At 69.3% G+C, this 14,961-nt stretch carries 15 protein-coding genes; 5 read left to right on the top strand and 10 right to left on the bottom strand.

Going from position 1 to position 14,961, the window contains the following annotated elements:
* Positions 1–17: 17 nt before the first annotated feature.
* Both AC1Z3O_RS34465 and AC1Z3O_RS34460 read right to left on the bottom strand, forming a co-directional pair.
* Positions 18–359: an AtuA-related protein gene (locus tag AC1Z3O_RS34465; RefSeq protein WP_483521700.1), complete on the bottom strand. Its 342-nt coding sequence runs from the start codon at positions 357–359 to the stop codon at positions 18–20.
* Complete coding sequence (locus AC1Z3O_RS34460; RefSeq protein ID WP_483521699.1) at positions 356–1,720, bottom strand: acyclic terpene utilization AtuA family protein; 1,365 nt, start codon at positions 1,718–1,720, stop codon at positions 356–358. Before AC1Z3O_RS34460 ends, AC1Z3O_RS34465 begins: the two co-directional genes overlap by 4 nt.
* 136 nt (positions 1,721–1,856) lie before the next feature.
* On the opposite strand from AC1Z3O_RS34460, the gene AC1Z3O_RS34455 reads away from it, so the two are divergent.
* The gene (locus AC1Z3O_RS34455; protein WP_483522145.1) at positions 1,857–2,792 is read left to right on the top strand and encodes a LysR family transcriptional regulator; all 936 of its coding nucleotides are present in this window, start codon (positions 1,857–1,859) and stop codon (positions 2,790–2,792) included.
* Positions 2,793–2,812: 20 nt separating this feature from the next.
* On the opposite strand, the gene AC1Z3O_RS34450 is transcribed toward AC1Z3O_RS34455, so the two are convergent.
* From AC1Z3O_RS34450 to AC1Z3O_RS34420, 7 genes are all read right to left on the bottom strand, one after another.
* Positions 2,813–3,586 carry an SDR family oxidoreductase gene (locus AC1Z3O_RS34450; RefSeq protein ID WP_483521697.1) on the bottom strand — a complete coding sequence of 258 codons (774 nt, stop codon included), beginning with the start codon at positions 3,584–3,586 and terminating at the stop codon, positions 2,813–2,815.
* A gap of 232 nt (positions 3,587–3,818) precedes the next feature.
* Positions 3,819–4,331 (bottom strand): DUF1269 domain-containing protein, encoded by a 513-nt coding sequence (locus AC1Z3O_RS34445; protein ID WP_483521696.1) that lies wholly within the window; start codon positions 4,329–4,331, stop codon positions 3,819–3,821.
* Between the two features lie 157 nt (positions 4,332–4,488).
* Positions 4,489–5,958, bottom strand: coding sequence for an acetate kinase (locus AC1Z3O_RS34440; protein WP_483521694.1), 1,470 nt, complete (start codon positions 5,956–5,958; stop codon positions 4,489–4,491).
* Positions 5,959–6,042: 84 nt separating this feature from the next.
* Positions 6,043–6,834, bottom strand: coding sequence for a flagellin (locus AC1Z3O_RS34435; protein WP_483521693.1), 792 nt, complete (start codon positions 6,832–6,834; stop codon positions 6,043–6,045).
* Positions 6,835–6,860: 26 nt separating this feature from the next.
* On the bottom strand, positions 6,861–7,562 hold the full coding sequence (locus AC1Z3O_RS34430; protein WP_483521692.1) for a C39 family peptidase: 702 nt from the start codon (positions 7,560–7,562) through the stop codon (positions 6,861–6,863).
* Complete coding sequence (locus AC1Z3O_RS34425) at positions 7,559–7,945, bottom strand: hypothetical protein (protein WP_483521691.1); 387 nt, start codon at positions 7,943–7,945, stop codon at positions 7,559–7,561. Before AC1Z3O_RS34425 ends, AC1Z3O_RS34430 begins: the two co-directional genes overlap by 4 nt.
* Before the next feature lie 196 nt (positions 7,946–8,141).
* On the bottom strand, positions 8,142–9,608 hold the full coding sequence (locus AC1Z3O_RS34420; protein WP_483521689.1) for a hypothetical protein: 1,467 nt from the start codon (positions 9,606–9,608) through the stop codon (positions 8,142–8,144).
* A gap of 544 nt (positions 9,609–10,152) precedes the next feature.
* On the opposite strand from AC1Z3O_RS34420, the gene AC1Z3O_RS34415 reads away from it, so the two are divergent.
* The 4 genes from AC1Z3O_RS34415 (at position 10,153) to AC1Z3O_RS34400 (ending at position 13,862) form a co-directional block, all read left to right on the top strand.
* Complete coding sequence (locus AC1Z3O_RS34415; RefSeq protein WP_483521687.1) at positions 10,153–10,935, top strand: GntR family transcriptional regulator; 783 nt, start codon at positions 10,153–10,155, stop codon at positions 10,933–10,935.
* A gap of 95 nt (positions 10,936–11,030) precedes the next feature.
* Positions 11,031–12,062 (top strand): tripartite tricarboxylate transporter substrate binding protein, encoded by a 1,032-nt coding sequence (locus tag AC1Z3O_RS34410; protein ID WP_483521685.1) that lies wholly within the window; start codon positions 11,031–11,033, stop codon positions 12,060–12,062.
* Between the two features lie 4 nt (positions 12,063–12,066).
* A complete protein-coding gene (locus AC1Z3O_RS34405; RefSeq protein ID WP_483521683.1) occupies positions 12,067–13,350 on the top strand; it encodes a 3-isopropylmalate dehydratase large subunit in 1,284 nt (427 codons plus the stop codon).
* On the top strand, positions 13,347–13,862 hold the full coding sequence (locus tag AC1Z3O_RS34400) for a LeuD/DmdB family oxidoreductase small subunit (protein ID WP_483521681.1): 516 nt from the start codon (positions 13,347–13,349) through the stop codon (positions 13,860–13,862). The genes AC1Z3O_RS34405 and AC1Z3O_RS34400 overlap by 4 nt, the downstream gene beginning before the upstream one ends.
* A gap of 56 nt (positions 13,863–13,918) precedes the next feature.
* Here AC1Z3O_RS34400 and AC1Z3O_RS34395 read toward each other — a convergent pair whose 3' ends face one another.
* Complete coding sequence (locus AC1Z3O_RS34395) at positions 13,919–14,617, bottom strand: phosphoribosyltransferase (RefSeq protein WP_483521679.1); 699 nt, start codon at positions 14,615–14,617, stop codon at positions 13,919–13,921.
* Positions 14,618–14,961 lie beyond the last annotated feature (344 nt).

Raw genomic sequence — 14,961 nt, 5'->3', positions numbered from 1 at the left:
GCCGGTCTCAGCCGACTTCAGCCGGCTTCGCGCAGGCGCGGGGGCAGCGGGATCTCCATCTGCAGCAGCAGGAAGGCCAGGGCCTTGCCATGCGTGTCGAGATTCAGGGCATCGTTGACGCCGCCGTCCAGCACGCCATCGATGACGAAATTCATCGCATGCAGCGAGGGCACCAGATAGCGCTGGATGGCGGTCGGCCGGCGATGGCGGAAGAGCGCGGCGACGGCCTGCTCGGTAACGTGCTCGACGAGGTGGGGAAAGTCCTGCGACTCGTAGGCGATCACGCTGATGTTGCAGCGATTGCCCTTGTCCCCGGTGCGGCCGTGGGCGAAACGATGGAGCGCGGCGGTGGCGGTCATGATGCGATCAGGGTATGGCTGGGGGACACGGCGCTGCGCGGCACCAGGCAGGAAGCGGCATTGAGGCGCGAGCGCAGTGCCGTGCGCACGCCGCCGCCGCCGGCGGGACCACAGGTATAGAGTGCATTCACCTCGCGCAGCAGCGCCTGCGCCACGGCGCGGTCCTCGTGCGCGAGCGCGGCGCGCAGGCGCACGTCGTCGGCTTCGGCTTCGCGCGGCTGCGGCTGTTCGATCAGCACGCCGCCGTCGTCTGCAAACACGCTGAGCACGCCGATCAGGTCGAAGCGGATCGGCACGGCATGGCCGAGCATCGCCATGCGCTGGCGCACGATCTGCGCAGCCAGCCGCGCGCGCGCTGCCGCATTGGGTCCGGCGTAGGAAATCTCGCCCTCCGCGATCCAGCCGCCCTCATAGAACAGATTGGCCTTGAGCTGAGCGGGACGCGCATGGCCGCGCACATTGCGCACGGCAACGCGATCCGGGCCGAGTTGTTCGAGCGTGACCGCGCTGATATCGGCCACCACGTCCGGCGTCAGGTAGGCCGCGGGATCATGCACCTCGTACAGCAACTGTTCCTTCACGGTGCGCAGGTCCACGCATCCGCCGGTGCCCGCGGCCTTGAATATCTCGATAGCGCCGTCGGCGCCGAGCCGGGCGATCGGGTAACCCAGCGCATGCACATCCGGAACGTCCTTGAAGCCGGGATCGGCAAAGTAGCCGCCAGTCACTTGTGCGCCGCATTCGAGCAGGTGGCCCGCCATGGTGGCGCAGGCCAGCCTGTCCCAGTCCTGCCAGGACCAGCCGAAGTGCGCCATCGCCGGACCGACCGCGAGCGCCGGATCGGCCACGCGGCCGCACACCACGACCTGCGCACCCGCCAGCAAGGCATCCGCGATGCCTTGCGCGCCGATGTAGGCATTGGCGCAGACCAGGCGCCCTTCATCGAAGCCTTCGCCTGCGATGCTGCGCAGCAGGGCGCGGCCTGCCGGGTGCGACAGGTCATCGCCTTCCACCACCGCGACACGCGGCGCCGGCAGGTCCAGGCTGGCGGCCAGCGCGAGCACCCGGCGCGCCGCGGCGCGCGGATTGGCGGCGCCGAAATTGCCGACGATGGGAATGCCGTGGGCCAGGCAGGGGCCCAGCACGGGAGCCAGCAGCGCATCGAGCAGCGGCTCGTAGCCTCCCTCAGGATCCTGGCGGCGCGCCAACTGGGCCAGCGCGAGCGTGCGCTCGGCCAGCGTCTCGAAGATCAGCACGCCAGGCTGTGCCGCCTCGATCAGGGTGCGTACCACGGGCAGGGCGGCGTCGGTGCGATCGCCGGAAAAGCCGGCGCCCGAGCCAATCAACAACGGTGCGGTCATGAAGCGGACCATCCAGGTCTGGCGCGGGCCGATTCCCGCGGACCAGGCCATTCTAGGGCCGGCCTGCTTATCTCAGAAATGGATAGTTTGGATTAATCTATCGAAATTCCAGATGAGAATGCACGGGACCGCCAGCATGAATCTCTCGGTCAAGCACCTGCGCGCCTTCGTGGCGCTCGCCGAACACCGCAACTTCACCCGCGCGGCAAACGCGTGCCACCTGTCGCAATCCGCATTCAGCACGCTGATCCACACGCTGGAGGAGCAGGCCGGCAGCCGCCTGTTCGAGCGCACCACCCGCCATGTGGAGCTCAGTACCGACGGGCGGCGCTTCGAGGAAGTGGCGCGCCGCCTGCTGGCGGATTTCGAGGGCGCGCTGGCCGACCTGCGCGACCACGCGCTGCGCCGCAAGGGCCGCGTCTCGATCGCAGCGCTGCCCTCGCTCGCCGCCGGCGACCTGCCGCCGCTGCTGTCGGCGTTCCGCACGCGTTATCCCGGCATCGACATCGAACTGTTCGACCTGCTGGCCGATGGCTGCATCGACCTGGTACGGCGCGCCCGCGCAGACTTCGCGCTGGCACCCGCACCGGCACAGGCGGCCGACCTGCGCGTCGAGCCGCTGCTGCGCGAGCGCTTCCACCTGGTCTGCCCGGCCGGCCACCCACTGGCGGCGCGGCGCAGCGTCACGCCGCAGGCGCTGGCCGGGCATCCTTTCATTCAACTGTCGCGCACCAGCAGCGTGCGCCAGCGTCTGGATGCCGCGCTGCATCCGGTGCAGCTCGCAGGCGTGATGGAGGTCGAGCAGCTCGCCACACTGGCCGGCCTGGTGGCGGCCGGGCTGGGCATCACCGCGGTGCCCACGCTGGCGCTGTTCCAGTTCCGCCGCGAAGGCCTGGCCATCCGGCCGCTGCAGATTCCGGGGCTGGTGCGCGACATATGCCTGGTCCGGCTCAAGGACCGCGGGGACACCGCTGCGGCCGCGGCCATGATCGAGGAACTGCGCGCGCACTACGACGGCCGCAGGGCCACCGAGGGGCGCCGCCGCCCTCGGTCGGTATCGGTAAAGGAATAGCGGGAGGGGCCGCGGCGCGGCTAGAAGTGCGCCAGGTAGCCGCCATCCACCGCCAGCACGTGGCCGGTGATGTAGGAAGCCGCCGGCGACGCCAGGAACACCGCAGCGCCGGCCACCTCGCCGGGCTGCCCCCAGCGGCCCAGTGCGGTGCGGTCGCGCAGCCACTGCGCCACGCCGGCGTCGGCCACCATGGGCTGGTTCGGCTCGGTGGCGAAGTAGCCCGGGGCGATGGCATTGACGGTGACACCGTCGCGTCCGAGTTCCGCCGCCATCGCCCGCGTAAGCGCATCGAGGCCGCCCTTGGTGGCGGGATACAGCACGTCTCCGTAGCGGGCCACCTGGCCGGCGATCGAGCTGACGTTGACGATGCGTCCGTAGCCGCCGGCGCGCATGCGCCGCGCCGCCTGGCGGCACAGCGAGTAGGGCGCCACCAGGTTGGTTTCCAACATGGCGCGCAGATCGGTCGCGTCGAGCTCGGCCATGGTGCTGCGCTGGCGCGCGCCGGCATTGTTGACCAGGATATCGAGACGGCCGTGCGCGGCGTCGACATGAGCGAAGGCGGCCTCCACCGCGGCCTCGTCGGTGATGTCCAGCGGCAGGCCTTCGGCACTGGCGCCGCGCTCGCGCAGTTGGGCCACGGCATCGGCCACGCGCTGCGTGGAGCGCGCCACCACCAGCACATGGGCGCCGGCGCCGGCCAGTCCCTCGGCAATGGCCAGGCCCAGGCCCTGCGCGCCGCCCGTGACCAAGGCCACGCGGCCATGGAGAGAGAACGGGGACGCCGCATCACGCATGGACGACTGCGTGCCGGAAGATGCGGAGGAGGCAGGGGAAGGCGAAGCGGATGGCGTGGTCATGCGCAGACTATACCGCAGCAAAGGCATGCCGCGCCGCGCTGCCGGCCCCGGGCGCAACGGGTGAATGGGGCAAGAGAAAAGCCGCATCCCGCCCACGCCGGGCAGGGATGCGGCTCACGCCAGCGTCGCTGGCGGTCGCCGGCCTGGTATGACCGGCAACGGCGGCCTCCTAGGGGAAGGCCGGAACGGCGGGATCCAGCCCGGCGAAGCGGGCCTCCGGATGCGTGGCCTGCAGCATCTGCTCGATCTCATCGACGCGGCTGCGCGGCACGTCCACCATCAGCAGGATCTTGCCAGCCTCGATATCGTTGGTGAAAGAGCGCAGCCGGCTGTTGGGCACGGAGCTGCCGATCATACTGGCCGCCCAGGCCCCGATGATTGCCCCCAGCACCGCCAGTACGCCCACCAGGCCCCATTGCGGCGAGTCGCTGACGATCGGGAACATGGCCACTACCACGCCCGCCACGATCCCCACACCGCCTCCGACCATCAGGCCCATCTCGGCCGCGTGCACGATGTCGGAGGTCTGGAACACATTGGCCTCGTGCAAGCCGGTCATATCCGTGTCCTCGCGCGCCACGAAGTGGATACGGCTGTGCTCGATGCGGGCCAGCAGCAGATCATCCATCGCGCGCCGGGCGCAGGATACGTCCGGTAACACCCAGAAGATACGTTTGCGCATGATCGTCTCCTCCTTTGCGCACATCACCTTCTCTGCACCCCGCCGGCCGTCGCCGTCCGCGCAGAGCGGCTGACTTCTTTGTACGCCAGCCACTTGCCGAGCGCAAGGCTGCCGCCCGGCAATGGATCGCGCGCATCACCCGGCGCCGCACGCGCCGTCAGAATGTGATGGGCAGGCGTATGGTGACCTGCAGATCCGGCGTGTCGCGCGTGAGGCCGGCGCCGACCGACAGGTTCAGCGTATAGCGGTCGTTGAAGCGGTAGGAATAGCCCACCAGCAGCGTGCCCAGCGTGACGCGCACCGAACCCGGCACGGTGGACCCGTTCAGCTTGGTCGGCCAGATGATGCTCTGGTCGTAGCCGATACTGAACGATGCCTTCTCGTTCAGCGCAAGGCCGAGGCCGAAGCTGAACTCGAAGATGTCGCCCGCCTTGATATCCCCCAGGAACTCCTGCCCCCCGGCCAGCACGTTGCGGCTGACGTTGTCGCGCGTGAAATTGTGCAGATAGCTGAACGTGCCGAAGAACACCGCAGGATCGCTCGGGAACAGCCACGTGACGCCGGGCTGGATGGCCTGGAAGCCGGTGCCAGTCGGCATCGACAGCGGCAGGCCCGTTCCCGTCGTATTGGCCACGCAGCGCGTGACGCAGTCCGTGGTCACCTCGAAGGGGTCCCTGCCGGTGCGTGACTTATAGCGCAGCCAGCCGATGAAATAGGGCAACTTCTCGGTGCCTTGGTTGAGCTGGTAGCGGAGCGTCGCCTCGACGTCGCCAAGGCCCGATCCCGATGCGCTGAACGCGGTGTCGGTGGCCGAGCCGGTGAAGATCTCGCGGCTGATCGTGTCCGTAGCCGCGTGCACGTAGGGCACCTTGACTTCCATCTCGAGCCGGTTGGTCAGCCCGTAGCGGAAGGCCAGCGCGGAGATGTAGGTCGAGGTCTTGACCTGGCGTACGTCGATCAGGCCGATCAGGATGGCGGGAATGATCGTATAGCCGATCAGCGCCGCGCGATCGGTGGCCGAATAGCCGTATTGGAAGGACGGCTCGACCACCAGTTTTCTGGCCGGCGTCAGCACACCTGGCTGTTCGGTGATCGGGGCGATCGCAGGGGGGCGCGAATCGCGCTCCGGCGCCGTGCCAACCGGCTCGGGATCGCCGGCCAGCGGCGTGCCGTCGCCCTGCGCGTTGCCCTGTGCGTTGCCCTGTGCGTCGCCGTTGGTCGCAGCGTTTGCGGCCGGCGCGCCCTGCACGACGTTTGGCTGCACGTTCGGCACGGTCTGCGCGGCGCCGGCCGAGGCAGCTGCCGCGCCGGCCGTCGCCGAGGTCGCGGCATCGCTCGGCGTCACCAGCGCGCCGCCGGCACGCTGGCCGCCTCGCTTGCGCGCCAGCGCGTCCAGTCCCAGCACATTGCGCAGTTCATGGATGGTCGCCTCCTGCTGCGCCATCGACTGCTTCATCGCATCGAGCGCGGCGGCCTGCTCGGCCACCTGCTGCTTGAGTGCCTCCAGCTTCGCGGCGGATGCGTCGACGTCGTCCGCTGTCGGCTGCGCCTGGGCGTGCGCCAGCGAACCGATCAGAAGTGTCGAACATCCAGCCAGGCCGATCCCCCGCAACGACCATGTCCTCATCGCGTCTTCCCTCCCCCGGACGGCGAATTGTTTGCGCAGGCGTCCGCGCCTGCTTGCCTGCTCCGGCTCTATAGCCTCAATTGTTCAACGTGATACCGCCGATCGGATCAGCGTACTGTTCAGTAGCGCACCAGCCTGCATAGCGCGAAAGGCGCCCAAGGTATTGACGGCTGCGCTGATGTTGGTCAGGCTCGTGATGGCCTGATTGCTTAGAGTGTTCTGGATGACCGTGGCGGGCATCGTGGCGGGCACGGTGCCGGGCGCGATACCGTTGCCGCCGCCGTTCTGGACGAGCGTCAGCAGGCCGTTCGTGGCCACGGTCGTGGTGCCGTTGCTGGCCACGCTGGCCGGCAGGCCCGGAACGCTCACCAGCGCGGCCGCGGCTGCGGCTGCGCTGGAGCCAGCGCTGCCCCCGTGCGCGCCGCCCGCGGATGCCGCCGCGGCATTGTTGGCGTTTGCCACCACCGTGCTGACGTTGCCGAGCACCGAGGCGAGCTGCGTGGCCTGCGCGGACGTGATCTTGCTGACGTCAGGAATGGTCAGGCTGGTCGACACCACGAGCTGCCCGTTGATGAAGACGGCACGATCGATGCCGAACGATACCTGCAGCCCGGTTCCGACATCGAAGCCGCCGCGCAGCGTTTCAAGCCGTTCTGCCGCGACCGGCTTCCAGGCCGCCATGTCATCGCGCGCCCGCGCCAGTGGCGACAGCACGCTGGCGCCGTCGGCCCTGGCGGAGGCGCCATCCATCGCGTCACCCGCACCATCGTCGCGCGGCGGCAGGGTCATCGATTGCGCGGTGCCGCACCAGGCCATGCCGAGGCACAGCAGCGCCATCGCTGCCCGGGCGCCGGTACGTCTGCTCGTGCGGGACATTGAGGTTGCCCACATGATCTCGATCCCTAGAAATCTCCAGGGCCATGCTTCGGCATGACCTTGAAAAACAGGTTGTCGCGATCCATCCCCACCTCCAGCGGCCCGCTGGGCGCCACGCGCCAGTCGGCGGCCAGGTTGAAGCGCGCCGCCTCCTCATGGTTGTGGATCACAAACAGCAAGTGGCTGTCCCAGATCTTCTCGAAGTGCTCACGCGAGATCGCGCGCGTGCCCATGGCCGGATCGCCGATCAGCACGCGCGAGCCGCGTACACCCTTGACGACAACGAAGTGGTGATAGCCGTTCTCGACCACCAGCACGATGGCTGGCATCTGCGCTTCCTCGAGCTTGGACAAGGGCAGCTCATAGCCGTCCGCGATGAAGCCGCGCGTCTCCAGAAAGCGCTTCATGTCGAGCAGCGAAAATCCTTCACGGCGGATCTTCGGTTGGTCGCCGTGCAGGAACATCTCCTGGAATATCGTCGCCTCGTCGATCCGGTAGCCGTACTGGTAGGTGAGGAGGGTAGCCACCGCGGCCGAGCCGCAACTGAAGTCGTACTGCTGCCGGATGGTGGTCTTGAAGCGCGCTTCCTTGAGGCTGACCACCCGGACCTGGTAGTTCTCACCCTGGCTGCCGGTCAGGCTGATGATGTCTGCGCGCGCGGCAACGAAGGGCAGAAGCCCCAGCACCAGCAGCTGCGCCGCGCTCAACAGGGAACGCGCCAGTCTCATGGCTTGAACTGGATGTTAAGGATCGTCGCGTTCTGGATCAGCACGTTCGCCCCGGAATTCTGGATCAAGGTCGGCAGGCCTGAGGCATTGGCGAACGAGCCGCCGTCGATGAGGTTCGAGCCGGTCTGGACGTTGGTCGCAACATTGTTCGAGGTCGTGCCGCTCACGCGCATATTGTTGGAGGTCTGGTACAGGTCCTCTGCGCCGCCGCGCAGTTCACCCAGGCGCGCGCTCGACACCGGCTTGCCCATGGCGGCGAACGCGTCGCCGCCGGCCACGCCGGCATCCGCCAGCGCGGGTGAGGCATCGGCCCAGGCCATCGCTCCCGCACAGGACAGGAACACGCCTGCCAGCGTGCCTACGGCCATACGGATCAATCGCATGATGATCTCCCCCCAACGCGTCACAACAAGCCGTGTCGCCCCATGCACAGATGCCGCAAGCCGGGCGACGGGCGGACAAAGCTGGCGCCAGCGCGAGCCTGACGCGGCTCGCGGCCGGCGCATGTTTCCGAGATTCGCGATGCGCTATGGCGCGGCGCCGTCCATCCTCCGGCTCCGCGCCAGCAGCCTGCGCCGCTTAGTGGCCGACGTTCAGATTCGACTGGACCGTGATAGCTTGTTGCGCCAATGACGCAATGCCGCTGTTCTGGCTCACCACCATGATGCCGGCCGCCGCATTGCCAACGCCGGACATCGTGGCGGACATGTTGAAGTTACCGGCGTTGACGGAGTTCACGCCGCCCGCGCCGCCTGTGCCACCCACGCCACCGTTGCCGACGCCACCGTTGCCGACGCCACCGGTGCCGCCGGTGCCGCCCGTACCGTTGCCGGCGTTACCGCCGTTGCCACCGGTCGCGCTACCGTTGCTGGCCAAGGTGGATGCATCGCCATTGGTGGCCGAACCGCCAGCGCCGCCGGCGCCGGCAACGGCGGTGCCGGTACCACCCGCACCGCCCGTACCGCTGGCACCGCCGCCATTGGCCGCCGACGAACCGCCGGTGCCGCTGCCACCTGCGCCGCCGCCTGCGCCCGCAGTACCGCCAGCCGTGGTGACTGCACCGCCAGAGCCACTGCCGCCCGCGGCTGCCGTCCCATTGGCACTGGCAGAACCACCCGTGCCACCGCTACTGCTGTGGTGGTTCGCGCCTCCGACCAGGCCACCCAGCGCGACGCCGCCGCTGCCCGTGCTATCACCGCCAGCACCGGCGCTCACGCCAGCCGAGCCACCTGCCCCGCTGCTCGCACGGCCGCCCCTGCCGCCCACGCCGACGCTGGCGCTGAGCGCGTCACCGCCGCTGCCACGGCCATCACCACCATCACCACCAGTAGCGGCCGCGCTGCCGCCATTGGCGCCATTTCCAGCGTGCGCGCCGGCGTTGGTCGCCGGATCGGCGTGCGCGCCGGCATTGCTTACAGTGGCGCCGTTCCCGCCGTTCCCGCCGTTCCCAGGCAGGCCACCCGCACCCGCGCCGCCGTTGCCCACGCCGCCGTTGCCCACGCCGCCGGTGCCGCCGTTGCCGCCGCTGGCGTCACCGCTGTTCCGCGCATAGTTGCCAATATTGCTGACCGAAATGCCGCTGACGGTACCGGTAAGCCTGGTCGACGCCACCGCCTTGCTGTGGTTGAACGAGTTGCTGAAATTCGCCGTCGCGGTGCTGCCATTGTTCGCGCCGGCGTTGCCAAAGGCATCGCTGAAGGTGTTCCAGCCCTTGGTCTTGGTGGTGTTCTTGGTGGTGTTCTTGGTGATGTTGTTGGTTTCCGTTGCGCTCGACGACTCATTGGCCTGCGCACCGCTGCCGGTCTGCCCGGAGACCGCAACGGCGGTCTGCCTGTTGGACCCACCACTGTTACTCGTGTTGTGGTTGTTCGGGTTCGCCATTGCCTGGCCGCCTGCACCCAATGCGAGCGCGATGGCCGACGCAAGTAAAGTCTTGTTCATGAAGTGCTCCCAGGAACGTCTTTCGACGACTACAACGCCGGCTGGCACCGCTTTCGGGGATTGGCACCCACCGGCCCCGGTCCGGCTCCTCGCCAGACCGGCCATAGGCTTCGCATATTCGATGCCAGCTTGTCGCGCCTGTCTGCGAAGCCTGGGCAAACCCAGCAGATACAAGGACTTGCGGCCCGCCCGCGATGACCGTCGGCGTCAACCGTCCGTGCGGCAGGCAACGAAGGCTGTGAACCCCACTGGACATGTCACATCGCTGTGACACGGGCCCCTCGCGCGGCCGGAAGCATGCCGCCGCCGGCAGGGAGAAATCCCATTGCTTTCAGCGCCTTAGTGGCCGGCAGCCAGCGCCGGCTTCAGCGTTTGGCGGCTGTAACGCACCTGATACGGCGTGCAACAGCCACATGTGCGCACTGCGGCAGCGGGCATCGCGTTGAACGTGCCGGATGGCCGAGGCGGCCGGCGCACACCGGCAGCGCTGGGTCGATGTTGTTTTTCGGTCTCATCTCACGCCGCGACGGAGACGATCCGCGCTAGCATAGGCGCCCGCGAGCGGTCTTCGTGCATCTGCGTGCGGCTCCATGTATGATGTAACGTACATTACGCCATTTCGTTCCTGCCAGCGTCAGCAAGGTAAGCCATGAGTGAAGCCGTCGTCCCCCTGTATCACCAGATTTACGTGGTACTCCGCCAACAGATCGTGGAGGGCCGCTTCGGCCAGGGCCCGCTGCCGGGCGAGATCGACCTGGCCAAGCAATTCCAGGCATCGCGCGTCACCATGCGCCGCGTGTTCGACAGGCTGGTCCAGGAAGGGCTGGTGCGCCGCCACCGCGGCCTGGGCACCTTCGTCAATCCGCAGCCTGTCCGGCCGGCCCCTACCGCCGAGGAGCGCGCCAACAGCCTGTTGGACAACATCATCGACATGGGCGAGAAGACCTCGGTCAAGGTGATCTCCATCGACGAGGTGCACGCCACGCCGGAGGTGGCAGAAGCGCTGGAAATCCAAGCCGGGGATCCGGTCCTGAAGGTCGTGCGGGTACGCCACTACCGCAACCGTCCCTTGTCGCACATCACGGCCTACCTGCCCGCCGAACTCGGGCGCCCGCTGACGCGCAAGGACCTGGAAACCACCCCGATGCTGCGGCTGCTCGAAGCCGGCGGCGTTGAGCTGGGCCGCGCCACCCAGGTGCTGAGCGCACGGCTCGCCGACGTGGTGGTGGCACCGCTGCTGGAGGTGCCGGTCGGCGGCGCGCTGCTGGCGGTACGCCGCGTGGTCAAGGACAAGAGCGGGCACCCGGTGCAATTCCTGCTGGGCCAGTACCGCCCGGACCGCTATGAGTACCGCATGGAACTGTCGCCGGCGGGCGGCGACAGCGCCAACGTCTGGGTCGAAAGCGAGATGCGCACCGGGCTGAACGACTGAGCCCGGCCCCTTCCGGGCGCCCGTTGGGTGCCCGCTGGGTGCTTGATGAGCGATACTGCACGGTTCCAACCGTCCCGGAACCAGGAGCCTTTGCCATGCCGATACGCAGTCAAGGTGGTCCACGCAGTCTCCGCCCGCAGTTCTCCCCCATCCTTGCAAACGCCGCGGCACGCGGCCTGCTTGCCGCGCTGGCCAGCCTGGCGGCGCTCGCGGCCGCGCCGGCGCACGCCGAGATTGCGGGCGGCAAGCCGATCCGCATCCTGGTCGGCGCGCCCGCGGGCGGCACCACCGACCTGATCGCGCGCACCATCGGCCAGGAGATCTCACGCGAACTGGGCCAGCCGGTGGTGGTCGACAACCGGCCTGGCGCGGGCGGCAATATCGCGGCGGACCAGGTCGCCAAGAGCGCACCCGACGGCACCACGCTGCTGATGAGCTTCACCAGCCATACCATCAACGCCACGCTGTACAAGAAGCTGCCCTTCGACCCCGTGCAGGACTTCACGCCGGTCTCGCTGGTGGCCACCGTGCCCAGCGTGCTGGTGGCCACGCCCGGCCTGCCCGCCAACAACGTCGCCGAGCTGATCCGGCTGGCGCACGCGCACCCCGGCAAGTTCAATTTCGCCATCGGCTCGGTCGGCTCCTCGCTGCACATGGCCGGCGACATGTTCAAGATGATGACGGGCACCTATATCGTCAACATTCCCTACAAGGGCACGGCACCCGCCATTACCGGACTGCTCGCCGGCCAGGTGGACCTGATGTTCGCCAGCACCGTCAACGTGATGCCCCACGTCAAGGCCGGCAAGCTCAAGGTCCTGGGCGTGACCAGCCCGGCGCCGCTGCCGCAGTTCCCGGGCGTGGAGCCCATCGGCAATACGGTGAAGGGCTTCGAGTCGAACGCATGGTTCGGCCTGTTCGGCCCGGCAGGCCTGCCGCGCGACGTCACGCAGACGCTGAACCAGGCTGTGCGCCACGGCCTGGACGCGCCGGCGGTGCGCAAGCGTCTCGAGAACGATGCCGCGCAGCCGGTGGGCAGCACGTCCGAAGCCTTCGCCGCCTTCGTGCGCGACGACATCAAGCGCTGGGCCAAGGTCGTCCAATATTCGGGCGCCAGTCCGGAGTGATGGCATGAGGGCACCCGCCACGCTCGCGCAGAAGCTGGTGGCACGCGCCGCAGGCGTGCACGCCGAGCCCGGCAGCATCGTCGTATGCCGGGTCGACCTGGCGATGTCGCACGATTCCAGCGGCCCGCGCCGGGTCGCGCCGCTGCTGCGCGAACTGGGGGCCAAGGTGTGGGACCCGCAGCGCTATGTGGTGGTGACCGACCATTTCCTGCCCGCCGCCGACCCCGAAGCGCAAGCCATCGTGCGCTTCACGCGCGACTGGGTACGCGAGCAGCGCTTGCCCAACTTCATCGATGGCGAAGGTATCTGCCATGTCGTGCTGCCGGAGCACGGCCACGTGCTGCCGGGCCGCTTCATCGTGGGCGGCGACAGCCATAGCCCCACCGGCGGGGCCTTCGGCGCCTATATGTTCGGCATCGGTGCGACCGAAATGGCGAGCGTGCTGGCCACGGGCGAGATCTGGCTGCGCGTGCCGCACACCATCCGCGTGCAGTGGGATGGGCGGCTCGCGGCAGGCGTGTGCGCCAAAGACATGATGCTGTTCCTCTGTGCGCGCTTCGGACTTGGCGGCGGCCGCTACGAGGCGGTCGAATACACGGGCCCGGCGGTGGCGGCACTGCCGATGCAGGAACGCATGACACTGGCCAACATGAGCGCCGAGCTCGGCGCGCAGACCGGCCTGGTCGCGCCCGACCAGACCACCATGGACTGGCTGGCCGCCGCGGGCGTCGCGCCACAGACGCTGGCCGCCATCGACCTGGCGCACTGGCGCAGCGACGCCGATGCGGCGGTGCTGGCAAGCCATGTCTTCGACGCGGCGGCGCTGGCGCCGCAGGTCGCCGCCCCTCACTCGCCGGCCAACAGCGTGCCGGTCGACCAGGCCGCGGCCGAACCGGTGCAGATCGCCTACCTCGGCGCCTGCACCGGCGCCAAGCTGGAAGACCTGCGCATGGCGGCACGGGTGCTGCGCGGGCACCGCGTGGCCGCGGGCGTCACCCTTCAGGTCGCGCCGGCATCGCTGCGCGACCAGCGCCAGGCCGAAGCCGAAGGTACGCTTGGCGTGCTGCTGGCGGCCGGCGCAACCCTGCTGGGCAACAGCTGCAACGCCTGCGCGGGCTACGGCCCGAACCGCTTCCCGGCCGGCAGCCGCGCCATCGCCTCGACCGCGCGCAACTTCGCCGGGCGCATGGGCGGCCCGGGCAGCGCGGTCTGGCTGGGCTCGCCGATGACCGTGGCGGCGAGCGCCGTCACTGGCCGCATCACAGACCCGCGCACCCTGCTCGCATGATTCCCACCACCCCGACTCCACTGCCGCCGGGCGGGCGCATCTGGCGCTTCGGCGACAACGTCGACACCGACGCCATGGCGCCCGGCGCCTATATGAAGGCCGGCATCGAGGAACTGTCCCGCCATTGCCTGGAAAGCCTGCGCCCCGGGTTCGCCGCCGCCGTGCAGCGCGGCGACCTGCTGGTGGGGGGCCACAACTTCGGGCTGGGCTCCTCGCGCGAGCAGGCACCGCAGGCGCTGAAACACCTGGGCGTGGCGGCAGTGATCGCCCACTCCTTTGCCGGGCTGTTCTACCGGAATGCGATCAACCTGGGGCTGCCGGTGCTGGTCTGCCGCGACACCGCGCCCTTGGCCGACGGCGCGCGTGCCCGGCTCGACCTCGACAGCGCCAGCCTGCAGTTGGAAGACGACCGCCTGCTGGCCTGCGAGCCGATACCCGGCTTCCTGCTGGACCTGCTGCGAGCGGGCGGGCTGATGCCCCACCTGAAAAAGCGGCTGGCCGGGGCAGGCTGAAAACCGCCATCGGCCGCCATCGGCCGGCCTTCGTGGCGCCGTCCGCTGCCCGGCCGTCAGGCGCCCGGGGCCCCGCCGCCAGCCGCGCGCAACAGCCGGAGCACCTCGTCGTCGCTGGTCTGCGTGAAATCGAGATAGAAGGCGCCGACCGCGCCGAACATGGCGGGCGTGTTCAGGCAGACCACCTGGTCCGCCGCGGCGCGCAGGCTGGCCAGGCCGTCCACCGCGCCGACCGGCACCGCCGCCACCACGCGCGCGGCGCCGGCCGCGCGCACCGCCTCCAGCGCGGCGCGCATGGTGGCGCCCGTGGCCACCCCGTCATCGACCACAAGCACGGTACGCCCTGCCAACGTCGGTACCGGCGCGCCTGCCCGGTAGCGTTGCCGGCGCACGCGGATTTCATTGAGCTGCCGCCCGCGCTCGGCATCGAAGGCACCGCTTTCAATCGCGCGCCGCGTCCAGGGATCGTCGTTGGCCACGGTATGTGGCGCGGCGTCGGCAGCGCAGCCTTCCACCACGGCGCCCAGCGCCAGCTCCGGATAGCCGGGCGCGCCGATCTTGCGCACCAGCAGGATATCGAGCATCGCCCTGAGCGCGCGCGCGACTTCGAAAGCCACCGGCACCCCGCCGCGTGGCAGCGCGAGCACCAGCGCCGGCGGGCCGCCCGCAGCGGTGGCATAGCCGAGCTCGGCGAGCCGCTGCCCAAGATAGGCGCCGGCCTCGCGGCGATCGGCAAAGCAGGGCGGCACTTGCATCTGCGCTCTCCAGCATGGCTTCGCAATGCGGGCCGGGCCGCTGCCCGGCATCGCTTCACCCGGATGCGGCACGGCTTGCGCTCACCACTATAGCGCGATCGCGCCGGGCTGCCTCGTCCCGCGAACGCCTTCCGGGCCGCGGGCCGCCGCGGGCCGCCGCGGGCCGCCGCGGGTCGCCGTAGCGGATCCGCTCGGGAAGCCCTCGTCCTTACGTTGCGGCACGCGCATCGGCCAAGGCGGAGCCGCCGGACGGCAACGAGACGGCAGCGCGGCTGCGAAGCGTACCCAATTCTGCGTGCCACCGCGGCACTCTCGGCGGCGTCACCGGCGCCCCTGCGGAGCCA

It is taken from the genome of Cupriavidus sp. 09_S30 (assembly GCF_056930435.1).
Note: the sequence above shows the minus strand (reverse complement) of the source record. Positions and strands in the feature narration are given on the sequence as shown.

Coding starts and splice junctions, on each gene's coding strand:
- AC1Z3O_RS34465 (WP_483521700.1), bottom strand. CDS start 359: ATGACCGCCACCGCCGCGCTCCATCGTTTCGCCCACGGCCGCACCGGG.
- AC1Z3O_RS34460 (WP_483521699.1), bottom strand. CDS start 1,720: ATGACCGCACCGTTGTTGATTGGCTCGGGCGCCGGCTTTTCCGGCGAT.
- AC1Z3O_RS34455 (WP_483522145.1), top strand. CDS start 1,857: ATGAATCTCTCGGTCAAGCACCTGCGCGCCTTCGTGGCGCTCGCCGAA.
- AC1Z3O_RS34450 (WP_483521697.1), bottom strand. CDS start 3,586: ATGCGTGATGCGGCGTCCCCGTTCTCTCTCCATGGCCGCGTGGCCTTG.
- AC1Z3O_RS34445 (WP_483521696.1), bottom strand. CDS start 4,331: ATGCGCAAACGTATCTTCTGGGTGTTACCGGACGTATCCTGCGCCCGG.
- AC1Z3O_RS34440 (WP_483521694.1), bottom strand. CDS start 5,958: ATGAGGACATGGTCGTTGCGGGGGATCGGCCTGGCTGGATGTTCGACA.
- AC1Z3O_RS34435 (WP_483521693.1), bottom strand. CDS start 6,834: ATGTCCCGCACGAGCAGACGTACCGGCGCCCGGGCAGCGATGGCGCTG.
- AC1Z3O_RS34430 (WP_483521692.1), bottom strand. CDS start 7,562: ATGAGACTGGCGCGTTCCCTGTTGAGCGCGGCGCAGCTGCTGGTGCTG.
- AC1Z3O_RS34425 (WP_483521691.1), bottom strand. CDS start 7,945: ATGCGATTGATCCGTATGGCCGTAGGCACGCTGGCAGGCGTGTTCCTG.
- AC1Z3O_RS34420 (WP_483521689.1), bottom strand. CDS start 9,608: ATGGCCGGTCTGGCGAGGAGCCGGACCGGGGCCGGTGGGTGCCAATCC.
- AC1Z3O_RS34415 (WP_483521687.1), top strand. CDS start 10,153: ATGAGTGAAGCCGTCGTCCCCCTGTATCACCAGATTTACGTGGTACTC.
- AC1Z3O_RS34410 (WP_483521685.1), top strand. CDS start 11,031: ATGCCGATACGCAGTCAAGGTGGTCCACGCAGTCTCCGCCCGCAGTTC.
- AC1Z3O_RS34405 (WP_483521683.1), top strand. CDS start 12,067: ATGAGGGCACCCGCCACGCTCGCGCAGAAGCTGGTGGCACGCGCCGCA.
- AC1Z3O_RS34400 (WP_483521681.1), top strand. CDS start 13,347: ATGATTCCCACCACCCCGACTCCACTGCCGCCGGGCGGGCGCATCTGG.
- AC1Z3O_RS34395 (WP_483521679.1), bottom strand. CDS start 14,617: ATGCAAGTGCCGCCCTGCTTTGCCGATCGCCGCGAGGCCGGCGCCTAT.